This window comes from Spirilliplanes yamanashiensis (assembly GCF_016863475.1).
GTDB classification, from domain to species: domain Bacteria; phylum Actinomycetota; class Actinomycetes; order Mycobacteriales; family Micromonosporaceae; genus Spirilliplanes; species Spirilliplanes yamanashiensis.
In genome coordinates this window covers 121,903-136,470 of the sequence record NZ_BOOY01000029.1, presented here as the reverse complement: position 1 = coordinate 136,470, position 14,568 = coordinate 121,903, and the positions used below count along the sequence as shown (strand labels likewise).

12 protein-coding genes and 1 riboswitch are annotated in these 14,568 nt (G+C 77.0%); of the genes, 5 read left to right on the top strand and 7 right to left on the bottom strand.

Annotated features, from left to right (window positions below; genetic code table 11):
- Positions 1–44: 44 nt before the first annotated feature.
- Complete coding sequence (locus tag Sya03_RS20600; protein WP_203939979.1) at positions 45–1,124, top strand: hypothetical protein; 1,080 nt, start codon at positions 45–47, stop codon at positions 1,122–1,124.
- On the opposite strand, the gene Sya03_RS20595 is transcribed toward Sya03_RS20600, so the two are convergent.
- A complete protein-coding gene (locus Sya03_RS20595) occupies positions 1,117–1,854 on the bottom strand; it encodes a nucleotidyltransferase domain-containing protein (RefSeq protein ID WP_203939978.1) in 738 nt (245 codons plus the stop codon). The two genes, Sya03_RS20600 and Sya03_RS20595, sit on opposite strands and share 8 nt — an antisense overlap.
- Entirely contained in the window at positions 1,848–2,525 is a 678-nt protein-coding gene (locus Sya03_RS20590; RefSeq protein ID WP_203939977.1) for a nucleotidyltransferase domain-containing protein, read from the bottom strand. Before Sya03_RS20590 ends, Sya03_RS20595 begins: the two co-directional genes overlap by 7 nt.
- 62 nt (positions 2,526–2,587) lie before the next feature.
- Here Sya03_RS20590 and Sya03_RS20585 point away from each other — a divergent pair, with 62 nt between their 5' ends.
- Positions 2,588–5,926, top strand: a complete 3,339-nt coding sequence (locus tag Sya03_RS20585; RefSeq protein ID WP_203939976.1) for a diguanylate cyclase — start codon at positions 2,588–2,590, stop codon at positions 5,924–5,926.
- Between the two features lie 78 nt (positions 5,927–6,004).
- On the opposite strand, the gene Sya03_RS20580 is transcribed toward Sya03_RS20585, so the two are convergent.
- Together Sya03_RS20580 and Sya03_RS20575 are read right to left on the bottom strand one after the other, a co-directional pair.
- Positions 6,005–6,163, bottom strand: a complete 159-nt coding sequence (locus Sya03_RS20580; protein ID WP_203939975.1) for a hypothetical protein — start codon at positions 6,161–6,163, stop codon at positions 6,005–6,007.
- Between the two features lie 165 nt (positions 6,164–6,328).
- Positions 6,329–7,288: an aldo/keto reductase gene (locus tag Sya03_RS20575; RefSeq protein ID WP_203940048.1), complete on the bottom strand. Its 960-nt coding sequence runs from the start codon at positions 7,286–7,288 to the stop codon at positions 6,329–6,331.
- A 94-nt stretch (positions 7,289–7,382) separates the two neighbouring features.
- Positions 7,383–7,473, top strand: a riboswitch (glycine riboswitch).
- Positions 7,474–7,546: 73 nt separating this feature from the next.
- On the opposite strand from Sya03_RS20575, the gene gcvP reads away from it, so the two are divergent.
- A complete protein-coding gene (gcvP, locus tag Sya03_RS20570; protein WP_203939974.1) occupies positions 7,547–10,354 on the top strand; it encodes an aminomethyl-transferring glycine dehydrogenase in 2,808 nt (935 codons plus the stop codon).
- Between the two features lie 57 nt (positions 10,355–10,411).
- Here the strand turns inward: gcvP and Sya03_RS20565 are convergent, their stop codons facing one another.
- Positions 10,412–10,612 (bottom strand): DUF5999 family protein, encoded by a 201-nt coding sequence (locus tag Sya03_RS20565; protein WP_203939973.1) that lies wholly within the window; start codon positions 10,610–10,612, stop codon positions 10,412–10,414.
- Between the two features lie 125 nt (positions 10,613–10,737).
- Between Sya03_RS20565 and Sya03_RS20560 the strand changes: the two genes are divergently transcribed.
- Both Sya03_RS20560 and Sya03_RS20555 read left to right on the top strand, forming a co-directional pair.
- The gene (locus Sya03_RS20560; protein ID WP_203939972.1) at positions 10,738–11,958 is read left to right on the top strand and encodes a chorismate-binding protein; all 1,221 of its coding nucleotides are present in this window, start codon (positions 10,738–10,740) and stop codon (positions 11,956–11,958) included.
- A gap of 33 nt (positions 11,959–11,991) precedes the next feature.
- Complete coding sequence (locus tag Sya03_RS20555; RefSeq protein WP_203939971.1) at positions 11,992–12,681, top strand: Clp protease N-terminal domain-containing protein; 690 nt, start codon at positions 11,992–11,994, stop codon at positions 12,679–12,681.
- A gap of 1 nt (position 12,682) precedes the next feature.
- Here the strand turns inward: Sya03_RS20555 and Sya03_RS20550 are convergent, their stop codons facing one another.
- Both Sya03_RS20550 and Sya03_RS20545 read right to left on the bottom strand, forming a co-directional pair.
- The gene (locus Sya03_RS20550; protein WP_203939970.1) at positions 12,683–13,297 is read right to left on the bottom strand and encodes a hypothetical protein; all 615 of its coding nucleotides are present in this window, start codon (positions 13,295–13,297) and stop codon (positions 12,683–12,685) included.
- 42 nt (positions 13,298–13,339) lie between these two features.
- Entirely contained in the window at positions 13,340–14,554 is a 1,215-nt protein-coding gene (locus tag Sya03_RS20545; protein ID WP_203939969.1) for a hypothetical protein, read from the bottom strand.
- Positions 14,555–14,568 lie beyond the last annotated feature (14 nt).

The following is a 14,568-nucleotide window of genomic DNA, read 5'->3' as shown; positions in this document are numbered from 1 at the left end:
CCTTCCCCGTACCCGGCGGGGCAGGGCCGCGCGAGGAGGCCGACGTGAGCGTTGTTCCGATGGTGACGGCGGTGCCGGCGCCGCGCGGCGAGGCGGCCGGGTACCGGGTGCCGCCGCTGGCGGTGCCCGCGGAGACGCCGGTCGCGGCGGGCGAGGCGGCGGCCGCGGCTGTGGTGCGCGAGTTCGGCGCGCTGGCGCTGTTCGAGCGGCGCGCCCGCGAGGCCGACCGGGGGTTCGCGGTGACGGCGGAGCTGCTGCCGGCGGTGGTGGCGCTGTGCCGGCGCGTCGGCGGGGTGCCGCTGGCGATCGAGCTGGTGGCGGCGCGCGCGGACCGGCTGGGCCCGGCCGCCCTGCTGACGGCCCTGGGCGCGGACGGCGGCGACGGGTCGCTGCGCGCCGTGGTGGCGTGGAGCGCGGGCCTGCTGTCGCCGCTGGACCGGGCGGTGCTCGGCGCGCTCGCCGGTGTGGCGGACGGCTGGACGATCGGCGGCGCCGCCGAGGTCACCGGCCTGGACCCGGTGGTGGTGGCGGCCCGGCTGGACGCCCTGGCCGGGCGGGCCCTGCTGGTGCGGGCCGGCGGCGCGCAGCCCCGGTACGCGCTGCCGGAGCCGGTGCGGGCGTACCTGACCGGCGGGGACAGCGGCGACTGCCTGGCCGAGGCGGACGCGGCGATCGGCCGGGCGGACAGCCCGGCGGCGCGGGCGCTGCTGGCCGACGCGGTGCGCCGGTGCCGGGCGGCGGGCGACGCGGCGCGGGAGGCGGCGGCGCTGCACCGGCTGGGCCGGGTGGAGCTGTTCGACGGCCGGCCGCGGGAGGCGGCGCCGCTGTTCGGGGCCGCGGCGGCGCGGCACGCCGGGCTGGGCCGGCCGGCGGACGCGGCGGAGTCGCTGGAGTGGGCGGCGCGCGCGGTCGTCGTGGATGGGCCGGAGCTGGCGGCGCGGCTGCTGGGCGCGGCGGACGTGCTGCGCGACCGGCACGGCCTGCCGGTGGCGCCGGCGGCGGCGGAGACCCGGGCGGCGGCGGGCGACGGCGCCCGCGCCGAGCTGGGGGAGCGCGGGTACGCCCGGGCGGTCGAGGCGGGCCGGGCGGCCGGCTGCCCCGCGGTGCTGGCGGACCTCAGCTGAGCCGGACCCGCACCACCAGCTCGTGCAACGCGTCCAGCGCCGCGGGCGCCGGGCGCTCGGGCAGCGCGGAGGAGTCCCGGGCGGCCTCCAGCTCGGCGCGCAGCCGGGTCACCTCGGGTTCCAGGGTGGCCGGGTCCGGGCCGGGCCCGTGCTCGGCGAGGCGCTTGGCGGCGATGAGGTCCGGCACGTACGGCAGGTCGGCGCCGAGGACGCCCAGGTCGCACTCGAGCTCGCCGGTGCGCATCAGGTGCCGGCCGGTGAGCAGCACCCGCAGCGTGTAGAGCGCGGGCTTCAGCTCGCCGGTGCGCCCGTACAGCTTCCACTGGGTGTCGGCGAAGCCGAGGTAGTGGTGGGCGTGGTGCCGGGTGATCAGGCCGGGGGCGAGCGCCACCAGCTCGGCGTGCACCGCGGTGGTGTGCACGACCAGCGGCGACAGCAGCTGCTCCAGCACGTAGCCGTTGCGGCCGGTGAGCAGCCGGGCGAACTTGTGCAGGTCGTGGCTGACCACGTCGAGTTCCACGCCGTCGCGGTCGCCGTTGGCGTCGATCGTCTCGGGGCCGGTGCGCAGGCCGACGACCTCGGCGGCGGGCAGCAGGTGCGCGCCGCGCAGGTCCAGGTCGGAGTCGACCGACGCGAACCCGTACAGGTGGGCGCCGCTGACGGTGGCGAACAGCATCGGGTACGGGTGGGCGGCGACGACCTCGGCGGCCCAGCCGGGAACGGTCAGCATGCGAGGCTCCCCTGACGGATGGCGACGAGCAGGTCGTCGACGGCGGCCCGGTCGGGCTCGGCGGGCAGGACGGTGGCCGCGGCGGCGTCGTCGAGGCCGGTCAGCAGCTCACCGGCCCACGCGGTCACCTCGTCCCACGGCACCCGCCCGGCCTTGACGGCGAGCAGCCGGTCGCGGTGGGCCCGCACGTCGACGAGCACCTCGCCGGTGCGCAGCACGTGCGCGCCGGCCATCAGCAGCCGGATCATGTGCATGGCCTGCTTGTGGTTGGTCTCGCCGGTGCGTTCCCGCCGCGCCCGCACCTTGGCGAGCTGGTCGCGGGCGTACCGGCCGTAGGTGTCGGCGACGCGGGCGGACAGGAACGCGGCCCGGGCCGCGAGCAGCCGCTCGCCGTCGGCGGTGACGGCGTCGGCCAGCGGCGACCACAGCACCTCCAGCACCGTGGGGTTCGCGGCCAGCGCCAGCGTGCAGAACCGTTCGACCTCCCACGAGAACTGCTCGTCGGCGGGCCCGTCGAGGTGGGTGGGCGGCTTGGTGAGGCGCCAGAAGTGGTCGGCGGGCGCCGCGTAGACGCCGCGGCGGTCGTGGTCGGAGCCGGGACCGTCGAGGCCGTAGGCGCGGGAGCCGAGCACGACCGACAGGATCGTGTGCTCACCCACGTAGTCGATCACGACCACCGACCCTACCGGGACGAACGCCTCACGCGGCGCGGACGCGTGCCGATGGGACCACGGTGAGCGTCGCCCAGGGCGGGCTCGTGCCGTCCGTCACGGACCCGGTCACGGGCGCGTACCACCGTGCCCTGCTGGGGCCGCGGATGGAGGCCGAGCTGGCCCGCGCCCGGCGCACCGGCGGGTCGTGCTCGCTGTTCCTGTTCGACGTCGACTGGTTCAAGTCCGTCAACGACTCGTACGGCCACCAGCGCGGCGACGAGATCCTCGCCCAGCTCGCCGCCCGGGTCAGCGCCCGGGTCCGCGGCTACGACGAGCTGTTCCGCTACGGCGGCGACGAGTTCGTGGTGCTGCTGCCGGACACCGGCCGCGAGGACGCCGTGCGCATCGCCCTGGACGTGGTCGACGCGGTGCGCGGCAGCGAGTTCCCCGGCACCCCGCCGCTGCGGGTGTCGGTCAGCCTCGGCGTGGCCACGTTCCCCGACGACGCGGACGACGCGGACGGGTTGCTCGGCCGCGCGGACCGGCGCAACTACCTGGCGAAGGGCCGCGGCCGCGGCTGCGCGGTGGCCGACGACGCCGACACCGGCCCGGCGGCGGCGTCGTCGCGGCTGCTCGACCGGGAGGCGCCGCTCGCGGTCGTCAACGAGCTGCTCACCCGGCTGCCGCTGACCGGCGCCGAGGTGCTGGAGGTCGCCGGGCCGCCCGGCGCGGGGCACACCCGGTTCCTGGCCGAGGTGCGCCGCCTCGCCGCCCTGCGCGGCTGGCCGGTGTGGGACCTCGCGGAGCCGGAGCCGGAGCCGGAGCCGGCGCCCGGCGACGGCCGGCTGATCGTGCTGGCCGACGCGGACGCGGCGCCGCGGGTGGCCGCGGCCGCCGAGCGGTGGCGGCCGCGGGTGGCGTCGCTGGGCGTCGTGTACGCCGGCACCGGCACCGGCGCCGCCGGCTCGCTGCCGCCGACCGCCACCGCCGAGCTGACGCCGTGGTCGCCCGGCTCCACCCGCATCTGGCTGCGTTCGGTGCTGCGCGGCGAGCCCAGCGACACCCTGCTCGGGCTGCTGCACGGGCGCACCGGCGGCCTGCCCGGCGCGCTGGCCCGGGACCTGGCCGCGCTGCGCGACCGCGGGCAGCTCGTCGCGCAGGACGGCGGCGGCTGGACGGTCACGGCGGCGGCGCTGGGTCGCCCCCGCCGGGTGTCGCTGCCGGTGCCGATGACCGACCTGGTCGGCCGGGAGGCGGAGCGGGACCGGGTGGCCGGGCTGCTGGCCGGCGCCCGCCTCGTCACGCTCGCCGGGCCGGGCGGCATCGGCAAGACCCGGCTGTCGCTGTCCGTGGCGGCCGCCGCCGCGGACACCTTCGCCGACGGTGTGGTGTTCGTGCCGCTGGCGGACCTGGACCGCACCGAGCTGGTCGTCGCCGCGATCGCGGGCGCGCTGGGCGTCGAGCCGCCGCCCGGCGAGCCGCTGCTGGACGCGGTCGCCGCCCGGCTCGCCGACGCGTCGCTGCTGCTGGTGCTGGACAACTTCGAGCAGGTGCTGGACGCCGCCGTCGCCGTCGGGACGCTGCTGGCCCGCACCACCGGCCTGCGGGTGCTGGCCACCAGCCGGCAGAAGCTGTCGCTGTACGGCGAGCGGGTGTACCAGGTGCCGCCGCTGCCGCTGCCCGAGGCCGGCGCGGCCGGGGCGGCCGACGCCGCCGCGGCCCGCCGCGCCGTGGCGCAGTTCCCGGCGCTGGCGCTGTTCGAGCAGCGCGCCCAGGCCGTCGACGCCGACTTCGCCGTGACCGCCGGCAACGCCGCCGCCGTCGTCGAGGTGTGCCGCCGCCTGGACGGCCTGCCGCTGGCGATCGAGCTGGCCGCCGCCCGCGTCGACGAGTGGACCCCGCAGGAGCTGCTGGACCGCATCACGGGCCACCTCGGTGCGGTCGGGGAGGGCCCGCGCGACCTGCCGGCGCGGCAGCGCACCCTGCGCGGCGCCGTCGACTGGAGCGTGGCGCTGCTGGCGCCCGCCGACCGGGAGCTGTTCGCCCGGCTCGGCGCGTTCGCGGGCGGGTGCACCGTCGACGCCGCCGCCGCGGTCGCCGCGCCCGGCGTGCCGGTGCCCGAGGTGGCGGCCCGGCTGACGGCCCTGGCGGCCCGGAGCCTGCTGACGGTCGCCGCCGACGACGACGCGGGCGGGCCGGCCCGCTACGGGATGCTGGAGACGATCCGCGCCGACGCCGTCGACCGGCTCGCCGCGGCCGCCGCCGACGCCGCCGCGGTGCGGTTGCGGCACGCCGCCTGGTTCGGTGACCTGGCCACCCGGGCGGGCGAGGGCTTCGCGGGCCCGGAGCAGGCGGCGTGGATCCGCCTCGTCGACGTGGAGTACCCGAACCTGCGCGCCGCGTTCGCCACGGTCACCGCCGAGGGCGACGTGGCCGCGGCGGTGGGGTTCTGCCGGGGCCTGTGGCGGCTGTGGTGGGACGGCCGGCACGTCGACGAGGGCCTCCAGTGGTGCGCCGGCCTGCTCGGCGCGCCCGTGCCGCCCGCCGACGCGGACGACGCCGAACTGAGCTTCATCGCCGCGGTGCTGGCCCACCACCGCGACGACCACCACGCCGCGCAGCAGTACGCCGAGCGCGCCCTGGACGCGTCCACCCGGGCCGGCGACGAGCTCGGTGTCGGGCGCGCGCACAGCGCCCTGGGCATGGCCGCGTTCACCCGCGGCGACTACCCGGCCGCCCTGCACCACCACGGCCTCAGCATGCGGGTGTGGCGGACCGCCGGGTACGCCCGCGGGGTCGCCATCGGCCTGGACAACCTGGCCCGCACGGCGCTGCGCTGCGGCGACGTCGAGGCCGCGGAGCGCTGGGTCGCCGAGCTGGTGGCCCTGGGCGAGGACGAGATGCCCCGCGACGCGCTGCTGACGCTGGAGGACCGGGTGGAGGTGGCCCTGGGCCGCGGCGACGCGGACGCGGCGCGGGCCCTGCTCACCGACAGCCTGCGCCTGAGCCGGGAGCTCGGCGACGAGGCGGGCGAGGCGATGGCGGTGCACCAGCTCGGCATGGCCGCCCACCTCGCCGGTGCGGAGGCCGAGGCGGTGCGGCTGCTCGCCGACGCGCTGGCCCGCCGGCACCGGCTGGAGTCCGACGACGACACCGCCATCTCGCTGGAGTGCGTCTCCCGGGCGGTGGTCGCCCGCGACGCCCGGTTCGCCGCGGAGCTGCTGGGCGCGGCCGCCGCCCTGCGCGAGCGCCGCCGGCTGCCCGCGCCGCCGTACCTGGAGCGGGCCCGCGCCGAGGTCGTCCGGCTCGCCACCGCGGCGCTGGGGGAGCGCGACGTCGCGGCGGTCGTCGCGGCGGGCCGCGGGGCGTCGCTGGAGCTGCTGGTGTCCCGGGTGCGGGACGCCGCCGGCCGCTCCTGACCGGCCCGGGTTCGACCGGGCCCGGACGCGCCGATGGCCGGGCGCGTCGCGCCCGGCCATCGGTCCCGCTGTGTCTGATCAGGCCCGCGATCGCCCGGGGGCGGCGGTCACCTCGTCCGACGACGAGGTGGCGACGTGGTCGCCGCCGAGGGCGCTGAGCACGGTGCCGGCCACGGCCGGCGCGACGCCGAAGATGGCGGCGGCGACGGCAACCGCGGTGACGAGACGCATACGCATGGGGGAGCTCCTTCTCCTGTACCGGCGCGGCGGGGGTGCCGGGCCGGCCGCCCCGTCCGGGGCGTTCCTGATACCCAGGTTGGGCCCGGGCGGGAGCGGTGCCGGTGCGTGCCGGGTGCGAACCGGTTGCGGGGCCTCAGCGCGGCGCCGGGGATGCCGACGCGCTCAGCCCCCGACCAGCACGGTGTCGATGGCGGCCAGCTCGTCGCCGGTCAGCGGGGCGCCGTGCAGGGCGTCGAGGTTGGTGTCGAGCTGCTCGACGCTGCTCGCGCCGATGATCAGGCTGGTCATCCGCTCGTCGCGCAGCGCCCAGGTCAGCGCGAGCTGGGCCAGGCTCTGCTTGCGTCCCGCGGCGATCTCGTCGAGCGCCCGGATGCGGCCCATGGTGGCGTCGTCCAGGTCGGAGGTGTTGAGGAAGACGCTGGTGGCCACGCGCGAGTCGGCGGGCACGCCGTGCAGGTAGCGGTCGGTGAGCAGGCCCTGCTGCAGCGGGCTGTACGCCACGCAGCCGGCCCCGGCCTCGGCCAGGGTGTCCAGCAGCCGGTCGTGCTCGATGCGCCGGTTGAGCATCGAGTAGGACGGCTGGTGCAGCAGCAGCGGGGTGCCGAGGTCGCGCAGGATCCGCGCGGCCTGCGCGGTCTGCTCGGCGGTGTAGTTGCTGATGCCCGCGTACAGGGCCTTGCCGGAGCGGACGATCGCGTCGAGCGCGCCCATCGTCTCCTCGAGCGGGGTGTCCGGGTCGAAGCGGTGGGAGTAGAACACGTCGACGTAGTCCAGCCCGAGCCGGCGCAGCGACTGGTCCAGCGACGCCACCAGGTACTTCTTCGAGCCCCACTCGCCGTACGGGCCGGCCCACATCTCGTAGCCCGCCTTGGTGGACACGAACAGCTCGTCGCGGTACGGCCGCAGGTCGGTGGCGAGCAGCCGGCCGAAGGTCTCCTCGGCGGCGCCGGGCGGCGGCCCGTAGTTGTTGGCCAGGTCGATGTGGGTGACGCCCCGGTCGAACGCCCGGCGCACGATGGCGCGCTGGCGCTCGAACGGCCGGCCGTCGCCGAAGTTGTGCCACAGGCCGAGCGACAGGGCGGGCAGGCGCACCCCGCTGCGCCCGGCACGGCGGTAGGTCATGGTCTCGTAGCGGTCGTCCGCGGCGAAGTAGCTCACACGACCACCCTAGGAAACGGGCGGGTGATGCGCGCGCTGGTAGCGTGAGCAGCGCCGATCCACCCTCGTGGGAGAGACCGCCTCACCGGCGGCGCCGAAGGGGCAAATCCTCCCCGGAACCTCTCAGGCAAAAGGACCGCGAGGGCAGGCGACTCTGAAGTGCCCTCCTGGGTATGACAGAGGGGGAGGTCACGAGCCGACCTCCCAGCCGCAGGAGCCGCCATGACGTCGATCCCGTTCGCCGCCCGCCACATCGGCCCGGACCCGGACGAGCAGCTGCAGATGCTCAAGACCGTCGGGTACGGCTCCCTGGAGGAGCTGATGGCGGCCGCCATCCCGCAGGTCATCCGCTCGGACAGCCCGCTGGGGCTGCCGCCGGCGGCGTCCGAGGAGGAGGCGATCGCCGAGCTGCGCGCGCTGGCCGGGCGCAACACGGTGGCCCGGTCGATGATCGGCCTCGGTTACCACGGCACCCACACCCCGGCGGTGATCCGGCGCAACGTGCTGGAGAACCCGGCCTGGTACACGGCGTACACGCCGTACCAGCCGGAGATCAGCCAGGGCCGGCTGGAGGCGCTGCTGAACTTCCAGACGATGGTGACGGACCTGACCGGCCTGCACGTGGCGAACGCGTCGATGCTCGACGAGGGCACCGCCGCCGCCGAGGCGATGACGCTGGCCCGCCGCGCCTCCAAGGCCAAGAGCCCGGTGTACGTGGTGGACCCGGACACCCTGCCGCAGACCCTGGCCGTGCTGCGCACCCGCGCCGAGCCGCTCGGCATCGAGCTGGTGACGCTGGGCGACGAGCTGCCGGAGGCGTTCTTCGGCCTGCACCTGCAGTACCCGGGCGCGTCGGGCGCCGTGCGCGACCACACCGCCCTGGTGGAGGCGGCGCACGCCGCGGGCGCCCTGGTGACGGTGGCGGCGGACCTGCTGGCGCTGACGCTGCTGCGCCCGCCGGGCGAGATCGGCGCCGACATCGCCGCGGGCACCACCCAGCGCTTCGGGGTGCCGCTGGGCTTCGGCGGCCCGCACGCCGGCTACCTGGCGGTGCGCGACGGCCTGCAGCGCTCGCTGCCGGGCCGGCTGGTCGGGGTGTCGCGCGACGCGGACGGCGCGAGCGCGTACCGGCTGGCGTTGCAGACCCGCGAGCAGCACATCCGCCGCGAGCGGGCGACCAGCAACATCTGCACCGCGCAGGTGCTGCTGGCGGTGATGGCGTCGATGTACGCGGTCTACCACGGCCCGGACGGGCTGCGCGCGATCGCCGAGCGCACCCACGGCCACGCCACCCGGCTGGCGGCCGGGCTGCGCGCCGCCGGCGTCGAGGTGGCGCACGGCGCGTTCTTCGACACGGTGACGGCGGTGGTGCCGGGCCGCGCCGCCGAGGTGGTGGCCGCGGCCGAGCGGGCCGGCGTCAACCTGCGCCTGGCCGGTCCGGACACCGTCGGCGTCGCCTGCGACGAGACCACCACGGCCGCCGACGTCGACGCCGTGCTCGCCGCGTTCGGCGCCGAGCCCTATACCGGGCAGGTGTCGTCCGGTATCGAGGGCGTGCTGGAGCGGCAGAGCGACTTCCTGACCCACCCGGTGTTCCGCACCCACCACTCCGAGACCGGCATGCTGCGCTACCTGCGCCGGCTGTCCGACCTCGACTACGCCCTCGACCGGGGCATGATCCCGCTGGGCTCCTGCACGATGAAGCTCAACGCCACCACCGAGATGGAGCCGGTGAGCTGGCCCGAGTTCGCGAACATCCACCCGTTCGCCCCGCGCACCCAGACCGAGGGCTACGAGACCCTGGTGGCCCAGCTGGAGGCCTGGCTGGCCGAGATCACCGGCTACGACGCCGTCAGCGTGCAGCCCAACGCGGGCTCCCAGGGCGAGCTGGCCGGCCTGCTGGCCATCCGCGGCTACCACCGCTCGCGCGGCGACGACCACCGCGACGTCTGCCTCATCCCGTCCAGCGCGCACGGCACCAACGCCGCGTCGGCCGTGATGGCGGGCATGCGGGTGGTCGTGGTCGCGTGCGACGACGCCGGCAACGTCGACCTGGCCGACCTGGCCGCGAAGATCGAGGCGCACCGCGACACCCTCGCCGCGATCATGGTGACGTACCCGTCGACCCACGGCGTGTACGAGGCCGGCATCGCCGACCTATGCGCGGCCGTGCACGACGCGGGCGGCCAGGTGTACGTCGACGGCGCCAACCTCAACGCGCTGGTCGGCTTCGCCCGGCCGGGCAGGTTCGGCGCCGACGTGTCGCACCTGAACCTGCACAAGACGTTCTGCATCCCGCACGGCGGCGGCGGCCCCGGCGTCGGCCCGGTGGCGGTGCGGGCGCACCTGGCGGACTTCCTGCCGGGCGACCCGCTCGACCCGGCCGCCGAGCACGCGGTGTCCGCGGCGGCGCACGGCTCGGCGGGCATCCTGCCGATCTCGTGGGCGTACCTGCGGATGATGGGCCCGGAGGGCCTGGTCCGGGCGACCGGCGTGGCGGTGCTGGCGGCGAACTACGTGGCGGCGCGGCTGCGTGAGCACTACCCGGTGCTGTACGCGGGCGAGGGCGGCCTGGTGGCCCACGAGTGCATCCTCGACCTGCGGCCGCTGACCCGCGCCACCGGCGTCACGGTCGACGACGTGGCCAAGCGGCTTATCGACTACGGGTTCCACGCCCCGACGATGTCGTTCCCGGTGTCCGGCACCCTCATGGTCGAGCCGACGGAGAGTGAGGACCTGGCCGAGCTGGACCGGTTCGTCGACGCCATGATCGCCATCCGCGCCGAGATCGCGGCGGTGGAGGCCGGGGAGTGGCCGAAGGAGGACAACCCGCTGCGCAACGCCCCGCACACGGCGGCGGCGGTGTCGGCGGACGAGTGGCCGCACCCGTACCCGCGGTCCCTGGCGGCGTACCCCGCCGGGGTGAACCGGGTGGGCAAGTACTGGCCGCCGGTGCGGCGCATCGACGGGGCGTTCGGCGACCGCAACCTGGTCTGCTCGTGCCCGTCCCCGGAGGCGTTCGCGTCCTGATCCCCCGGGGGTCGCCCGAGGCTCCGCAGCGGGCCTCGGGCAGGATGGTGCGATTCGTCAGGCCGCCAGGGCGTGCAGGGCGGGGCCGCGGTGCGGCGCGATGGTGCGTCCGTCGGGCAGCAGCTCACCGGTGTCCTCGAACACGATGACGCCGTTGCAGAGCAGGCTCCAGCCTTGCTCGGGGAAGGTCGCGAGAATGCGGGCGGCCTCGCGGTCGACGGCATCGGCTGTGGGGCAGGGGGTCTGGTGCTGACACATCAGGGGTCTCCGGGCGATGGGGGGTTTCTGTGTCATGGTTCACATGACCAGTGGTGCACGCTACAACTCGAACGACACGTTTTCGAGCCGGTAACGGCGGCCATGATGAGAAATCCTCTGTTCAGATGATCCACGGACATCACCGTGTCGTTCCGTCGTCGCGGTGCGCGACCGACGCGCCGCCGGGGGCCCCGCCGGCGTGTGCCGACCGCCTGCGGGAACACCGTCGCTTCACATGGTCCGTCCGCGACGGCGGCGACTGTGCCGAGCTTGTTACCGAGTTCCTGTCGGACAACGGACTACCCGTGCGAGACCTCCGCCGAACCGCTGACCAGCCTCATCCGTACGGTCAGCTGAGGGTGTGCGGGGCCGCACTCTACGTGTCGGCGGCGGCCGGCGCGCACCTGCTCGGGGCGCCGCCCGGCCCGCCCAGCCCGGTGCCGGCGGTGCCCGACGTCGTCGCCGTCGTCTACACCCACGGCCCCCGGCACGCCGAGCCGCCGGTGCCGCGCCCGCGCCGCGGCGGCCTGCACCTGACCGACCGGCGGCCGAGCTGGACGCCCGCCCGGCACGCCCTGGCGGTGGGCGAGGCCCGGGCGGCGATCGCCCGCGGCGACGTCTACCAGGTCAACCTCGTCGGCCACGAGCGGGCGGCGTACTCCGGCGACCCGCGCCCGGCGCTGCGCCGCGTCGCCACCCTGCGCGGCGCCCGCTACGGCGGCATCCTCACCGGCCCCGGGTGGGCGCTGGCGACCGCCTCGCCGGAGACGCTCGTGGAGGTCCGCGACGGCCGCGTGCTGACCCGGCCCATCAAGGGCACCCGGCCGGCGACGGCGGCGGGCCGCGCCGAGCTGCTGGGCTCGGCCAAGGAGCGCGCCGAACACGTCATGATCGTCGACCTGGAGCGCAACGACCTGGCGATGCTGCCCGGCACCGGCCCGGTGACGGTGGAGGAGCTGTACGCGGTGCGCCGCTGGTGCGACCTGTGGCAGGCCGAGTCGACCGTCTCCGCGCCGCTCGTCGACAAGGTGTCGCTGGCCGACCTGCTGCGCGCCGTCGCGCCCGGCGGCTCGGTCACCGGCGCGCCGAAGCGGTCCGCCGTCGAGCACATCGCCCGGCTGGAGCCGGTCGGCCGCGGGGTCAGCATGGGCGCCCTGGGCTGGGTCGGCACCGGCCACCTCGACCTGGGCCTGAGCATCCGCACCGTCGCGGTGGACGCCACCGCGGTGCACGTGTGGGCCGGCGGCGGCATCACCTGGAGCAGCGACCCGTGGGCCGAGGTGGCCGAGGCCGCCGCGAAGGCCGCCCCGATCTGGGCCGCCCTCGGTTCGTCAACCCGGGGTTGACGCTCCTCACATCGTCAACCTAGGGTTGACGCCATGACCGTTCCGCTGGACCCGCCCGTCCGCCTCGGCGACCTCATCGAGGCCATCACGAAGACCCACACCGGCGCCCTCGACCGGCTCTCCACCGCCGTGATCACCGCCGAGGCCCTCGGCGACGTCGCCGACCACCTCATCGGCCACTTCGTCGACCAGGCCCGCCGCTCCGGCGCCTCGTGGACCGACATCGGCCACAGCATGGGCGTCACCAAGCAGGCCGCCCAGAAGCGGTTCACCGCCTCGCCGCCCGACGCCCGCGAGGGCTTCGCCCGCTACACCGACCCGGCCCGCAGCGTCATCGTCACCGCCCAGAACGAGGCCCGCGCCGCCGGCAGCGCCCAGATCACCCCGGCGCACCTCGTGCTCGGCCTGCTCGCCGAGGCCGCCGACCCGGGCGCGGCCGCCCTGCTCGCCGGCGGCCGCACCGCCGACGCCGTGCGCGCCGCCGCCACCGCCGCCCTGCCCCCGGCCGCCGCCGAACCGCCCGCGCTCGTGCCGTTCGACGGCGCCGCCAAGAAGGCCCTGGAGCTGACGTTCCGGGAGGCGCTGCGGCTCGGCCACGACCGCATCGGCACCGGCCACGTGCTGCTGGCCCTGCTGGAGGCCGAGAACGGCGCCGGGCTGCTGACCGGCCTCGGCGTCACCAAGGCCGACGTCGAGCCGCGGGTGGTCGCCGCGCACAGCTGACCTAGCGCAGGCTCACCGTGGTCCGGCCGCGCAGCTCCGCCTCGGCGCGGAAGTCGCGGGCCGGCCACGGCATGTCCGAGTGGCGGGCCACCTCAGATTCCGCCCCGATCATCCAGGCCAGCGTCTCGATCTCCGAGCCGTCCGGCCGCCAGCCCCGGAACGCCGTCCGGGTGCCGTCGCACAGCGCCAGCCGCCCCGGCCCGTACACGATCTCGGTGCCGGCGTCGGCCTCCACGCCCAGCCACTCCGCCCACAGCGGCTTGGCGCCCGACTCGATCTCGTGGCCCATGCCGGTCGGCTCCCACCCGGTGGTCAGCGCCCGGCCGGTGGCGTTGGCGATCCGCAGCCGCATCCGCGGCGACGCCGGGTAGGCGTTCAGGCCCGCCGGCCACAGCCCCGCCGGCACCGGCGTGCCGTCGCCGCGCCACAGCCGCACGTGCCCGCCGTCCGGGGTGACCAGCGTCAGCCGCCGGTCGCCGCAGACGATGCCGGCCGGGCCGCCGCCGGACCACTCCACGCCCATCGACGCGCCCGCGGGCAGCCCCTGCAGCGTGGCGCCCGGCTCGACCACCACGTCGACGAACACACCGTGGGCGTTGGTCAGCACGAAACGCATGCGCCATTATCGCCCGCGGAGTCCGATCACCGGGCCGCGGGCTCAGACGTGCGCCGGGTCGCGGCGGCGGGCGGCCACCGCCACCGCCGCCGCCCAGGCCAGCCCGGGCAGGGCCCCGAGCACCGGTACGAGCGCACCGGGCAGGTGCACGAGCCCGGCCACCGGCCCGGCCGGCCGCGGCGGGGCCGCCACCACGATCTCGGCGGCGCCCGGGCACTCGACGACCACCGTGCCGGGCCGCTCGACCGTGAAGCTGCCCCGCCACGAGTACGCGGCCGCGTCCCCGTGGTCGCTCAGGTCCACCGCGGGCTCGTCCACGCCGGCGCCGTCGACGGTGCAGTCCGACGGGTCGGCCGCGCCCGTCTCGAACACCGCCCACGTCCCGGCGCCGACCGGCACCGGCCCGCCGGTGCGGCCGACGGTGACGCCGGACCCCGCGCCGAGGCCGGTCGTGACCTGCTCGGCGGCGGCGGTCAGCCACCACGGGAACACCATCGCCCCGGCCACGGCGGCCGCGACCGGCCACACGAAGCGCTCCCACGGCTGGTCGTGCGGCCGGTCCCGCGGCCGGTCGTCCGCCGACGCCGCCGAGGCCGCCGGGGCCGCCGGCGCCGGGCCGCGGGCCGCCCACCAGGCCGCCAGCGCCACCGCCACGCCGATCAGCGCCAGCACCGCCGCCGCCGGGGCGTAGTCGAAGCGGTAGCACACGCCGCCGGCGCAGCCGAGGGAGTCGTCGCGGTGCGCCGCCCCGTACACCCAGTCGGTGACCGAGCTCAGCGGGCGGTGCGGCGCGTCCGCCAGGGCGGCCACCCCCTGCCACGCGCCCAGCACTGCGGGCCCGGCGGCCACCGCGGCCACCCCCGCCCCCAGGCCGCCGCGGCGGGTGCCCGCCACCGCCAGGCCCGCCCCCAGCAGCGCCGCCCAGCCCGCCAGGGCGACGCCGCGGGCGGCCAGCCAGCGGTCCGCGGGGGAGTTCTCCAGCGGCACCAGCACCGTGTACAGCAGCACGTCCGCGCCCAGCAGCAGCGCCGCGCCCAGCGCGGCGGCGACCGGCGCGGTGAGCAGCGTGCGCCGGCGCGGGCGGCGCAGCCCCGCGGCCGCGCCGCCGAGGAACCCGGCCACGGCCGTCACCCAGACGACGGCGCCGATCATGTCGCCGGCGTCGACGTCGGCGCCGTCGTGGCCGGTGGCGCGCTGCCACAGCAGCGGGAGGACAAGGACGGCCGCCGCACCGGCGGCCCAGCCGGGCCGGATCATCGCCTGATCCTGCC

Bases quoted from the DNA above. Each gene is read 5' to 3' on its own strand.
- gcvP (WP_203939974.1), top strand. From the start codon at position 7,547: ATGACGTCGATCCCGTTCGCCGCCCGCCACATCGGCCCGGACCCGGAC.
- Sya03_RS20565 (WP_203939973.1), bottom strand. From the start codon at position 10,612: ATGTGTCAGCACCAGACCCCCTGCCCCACAGCCGATGCCGTCGACCGC.
- Sya03_RS20580 (WP_203939975.1), bottom strand. From the start codon at position 6,163: ATGCGTATGCGTCTCGTCACCGCGGTTGCCGTCGCCGCCGCCATCTTC.
- Sya03_RS20595 (WP_203939978.1), bottom strand. From the start codon at position 1,854: ATGCTGACCGTTCCCGGCTGGGCCGCCGAGGTCGTCGCCGCCCACCCG.
- Sya03_RS20550 (WP_203939970.1), bottom strand. From the start codon at position 13,297: ATGCGTTTCGTGCTGACCAACGCCCACGGTGTGTTCGTCGACGTGGTG.
- Sya03_RS20560 (WP_203939972.1), top strand. From the start codon at position 10,738: ATGATCCACGGACATCACCGTGTCGTTCCGTCGTCGCGGTGCGCGACC.
- Sya03_RS20555 (WP_203939971.1), top strand. From the start codon at position 11,992: ATGACCGTTCCGCTGGACCCGCCCGTCCGCCTCGGCGACCTCATCGAG.
- Sya03_RS20545 (WP_203939969.1), bottom strand. From the start codon at position 14,554: ATGATCCGGCCCGGCTGGGCCGCCGGTGCGGCGGCCGTCCTTGTCCTC.
- Sya03_RS20575 (WP_203940048.1), bottom strand. From the start codon at position 7,288: ATGACCTACCGCCGTGCCGGGCGCAGCGGGGTGCGCCTGCCCGCCCTG.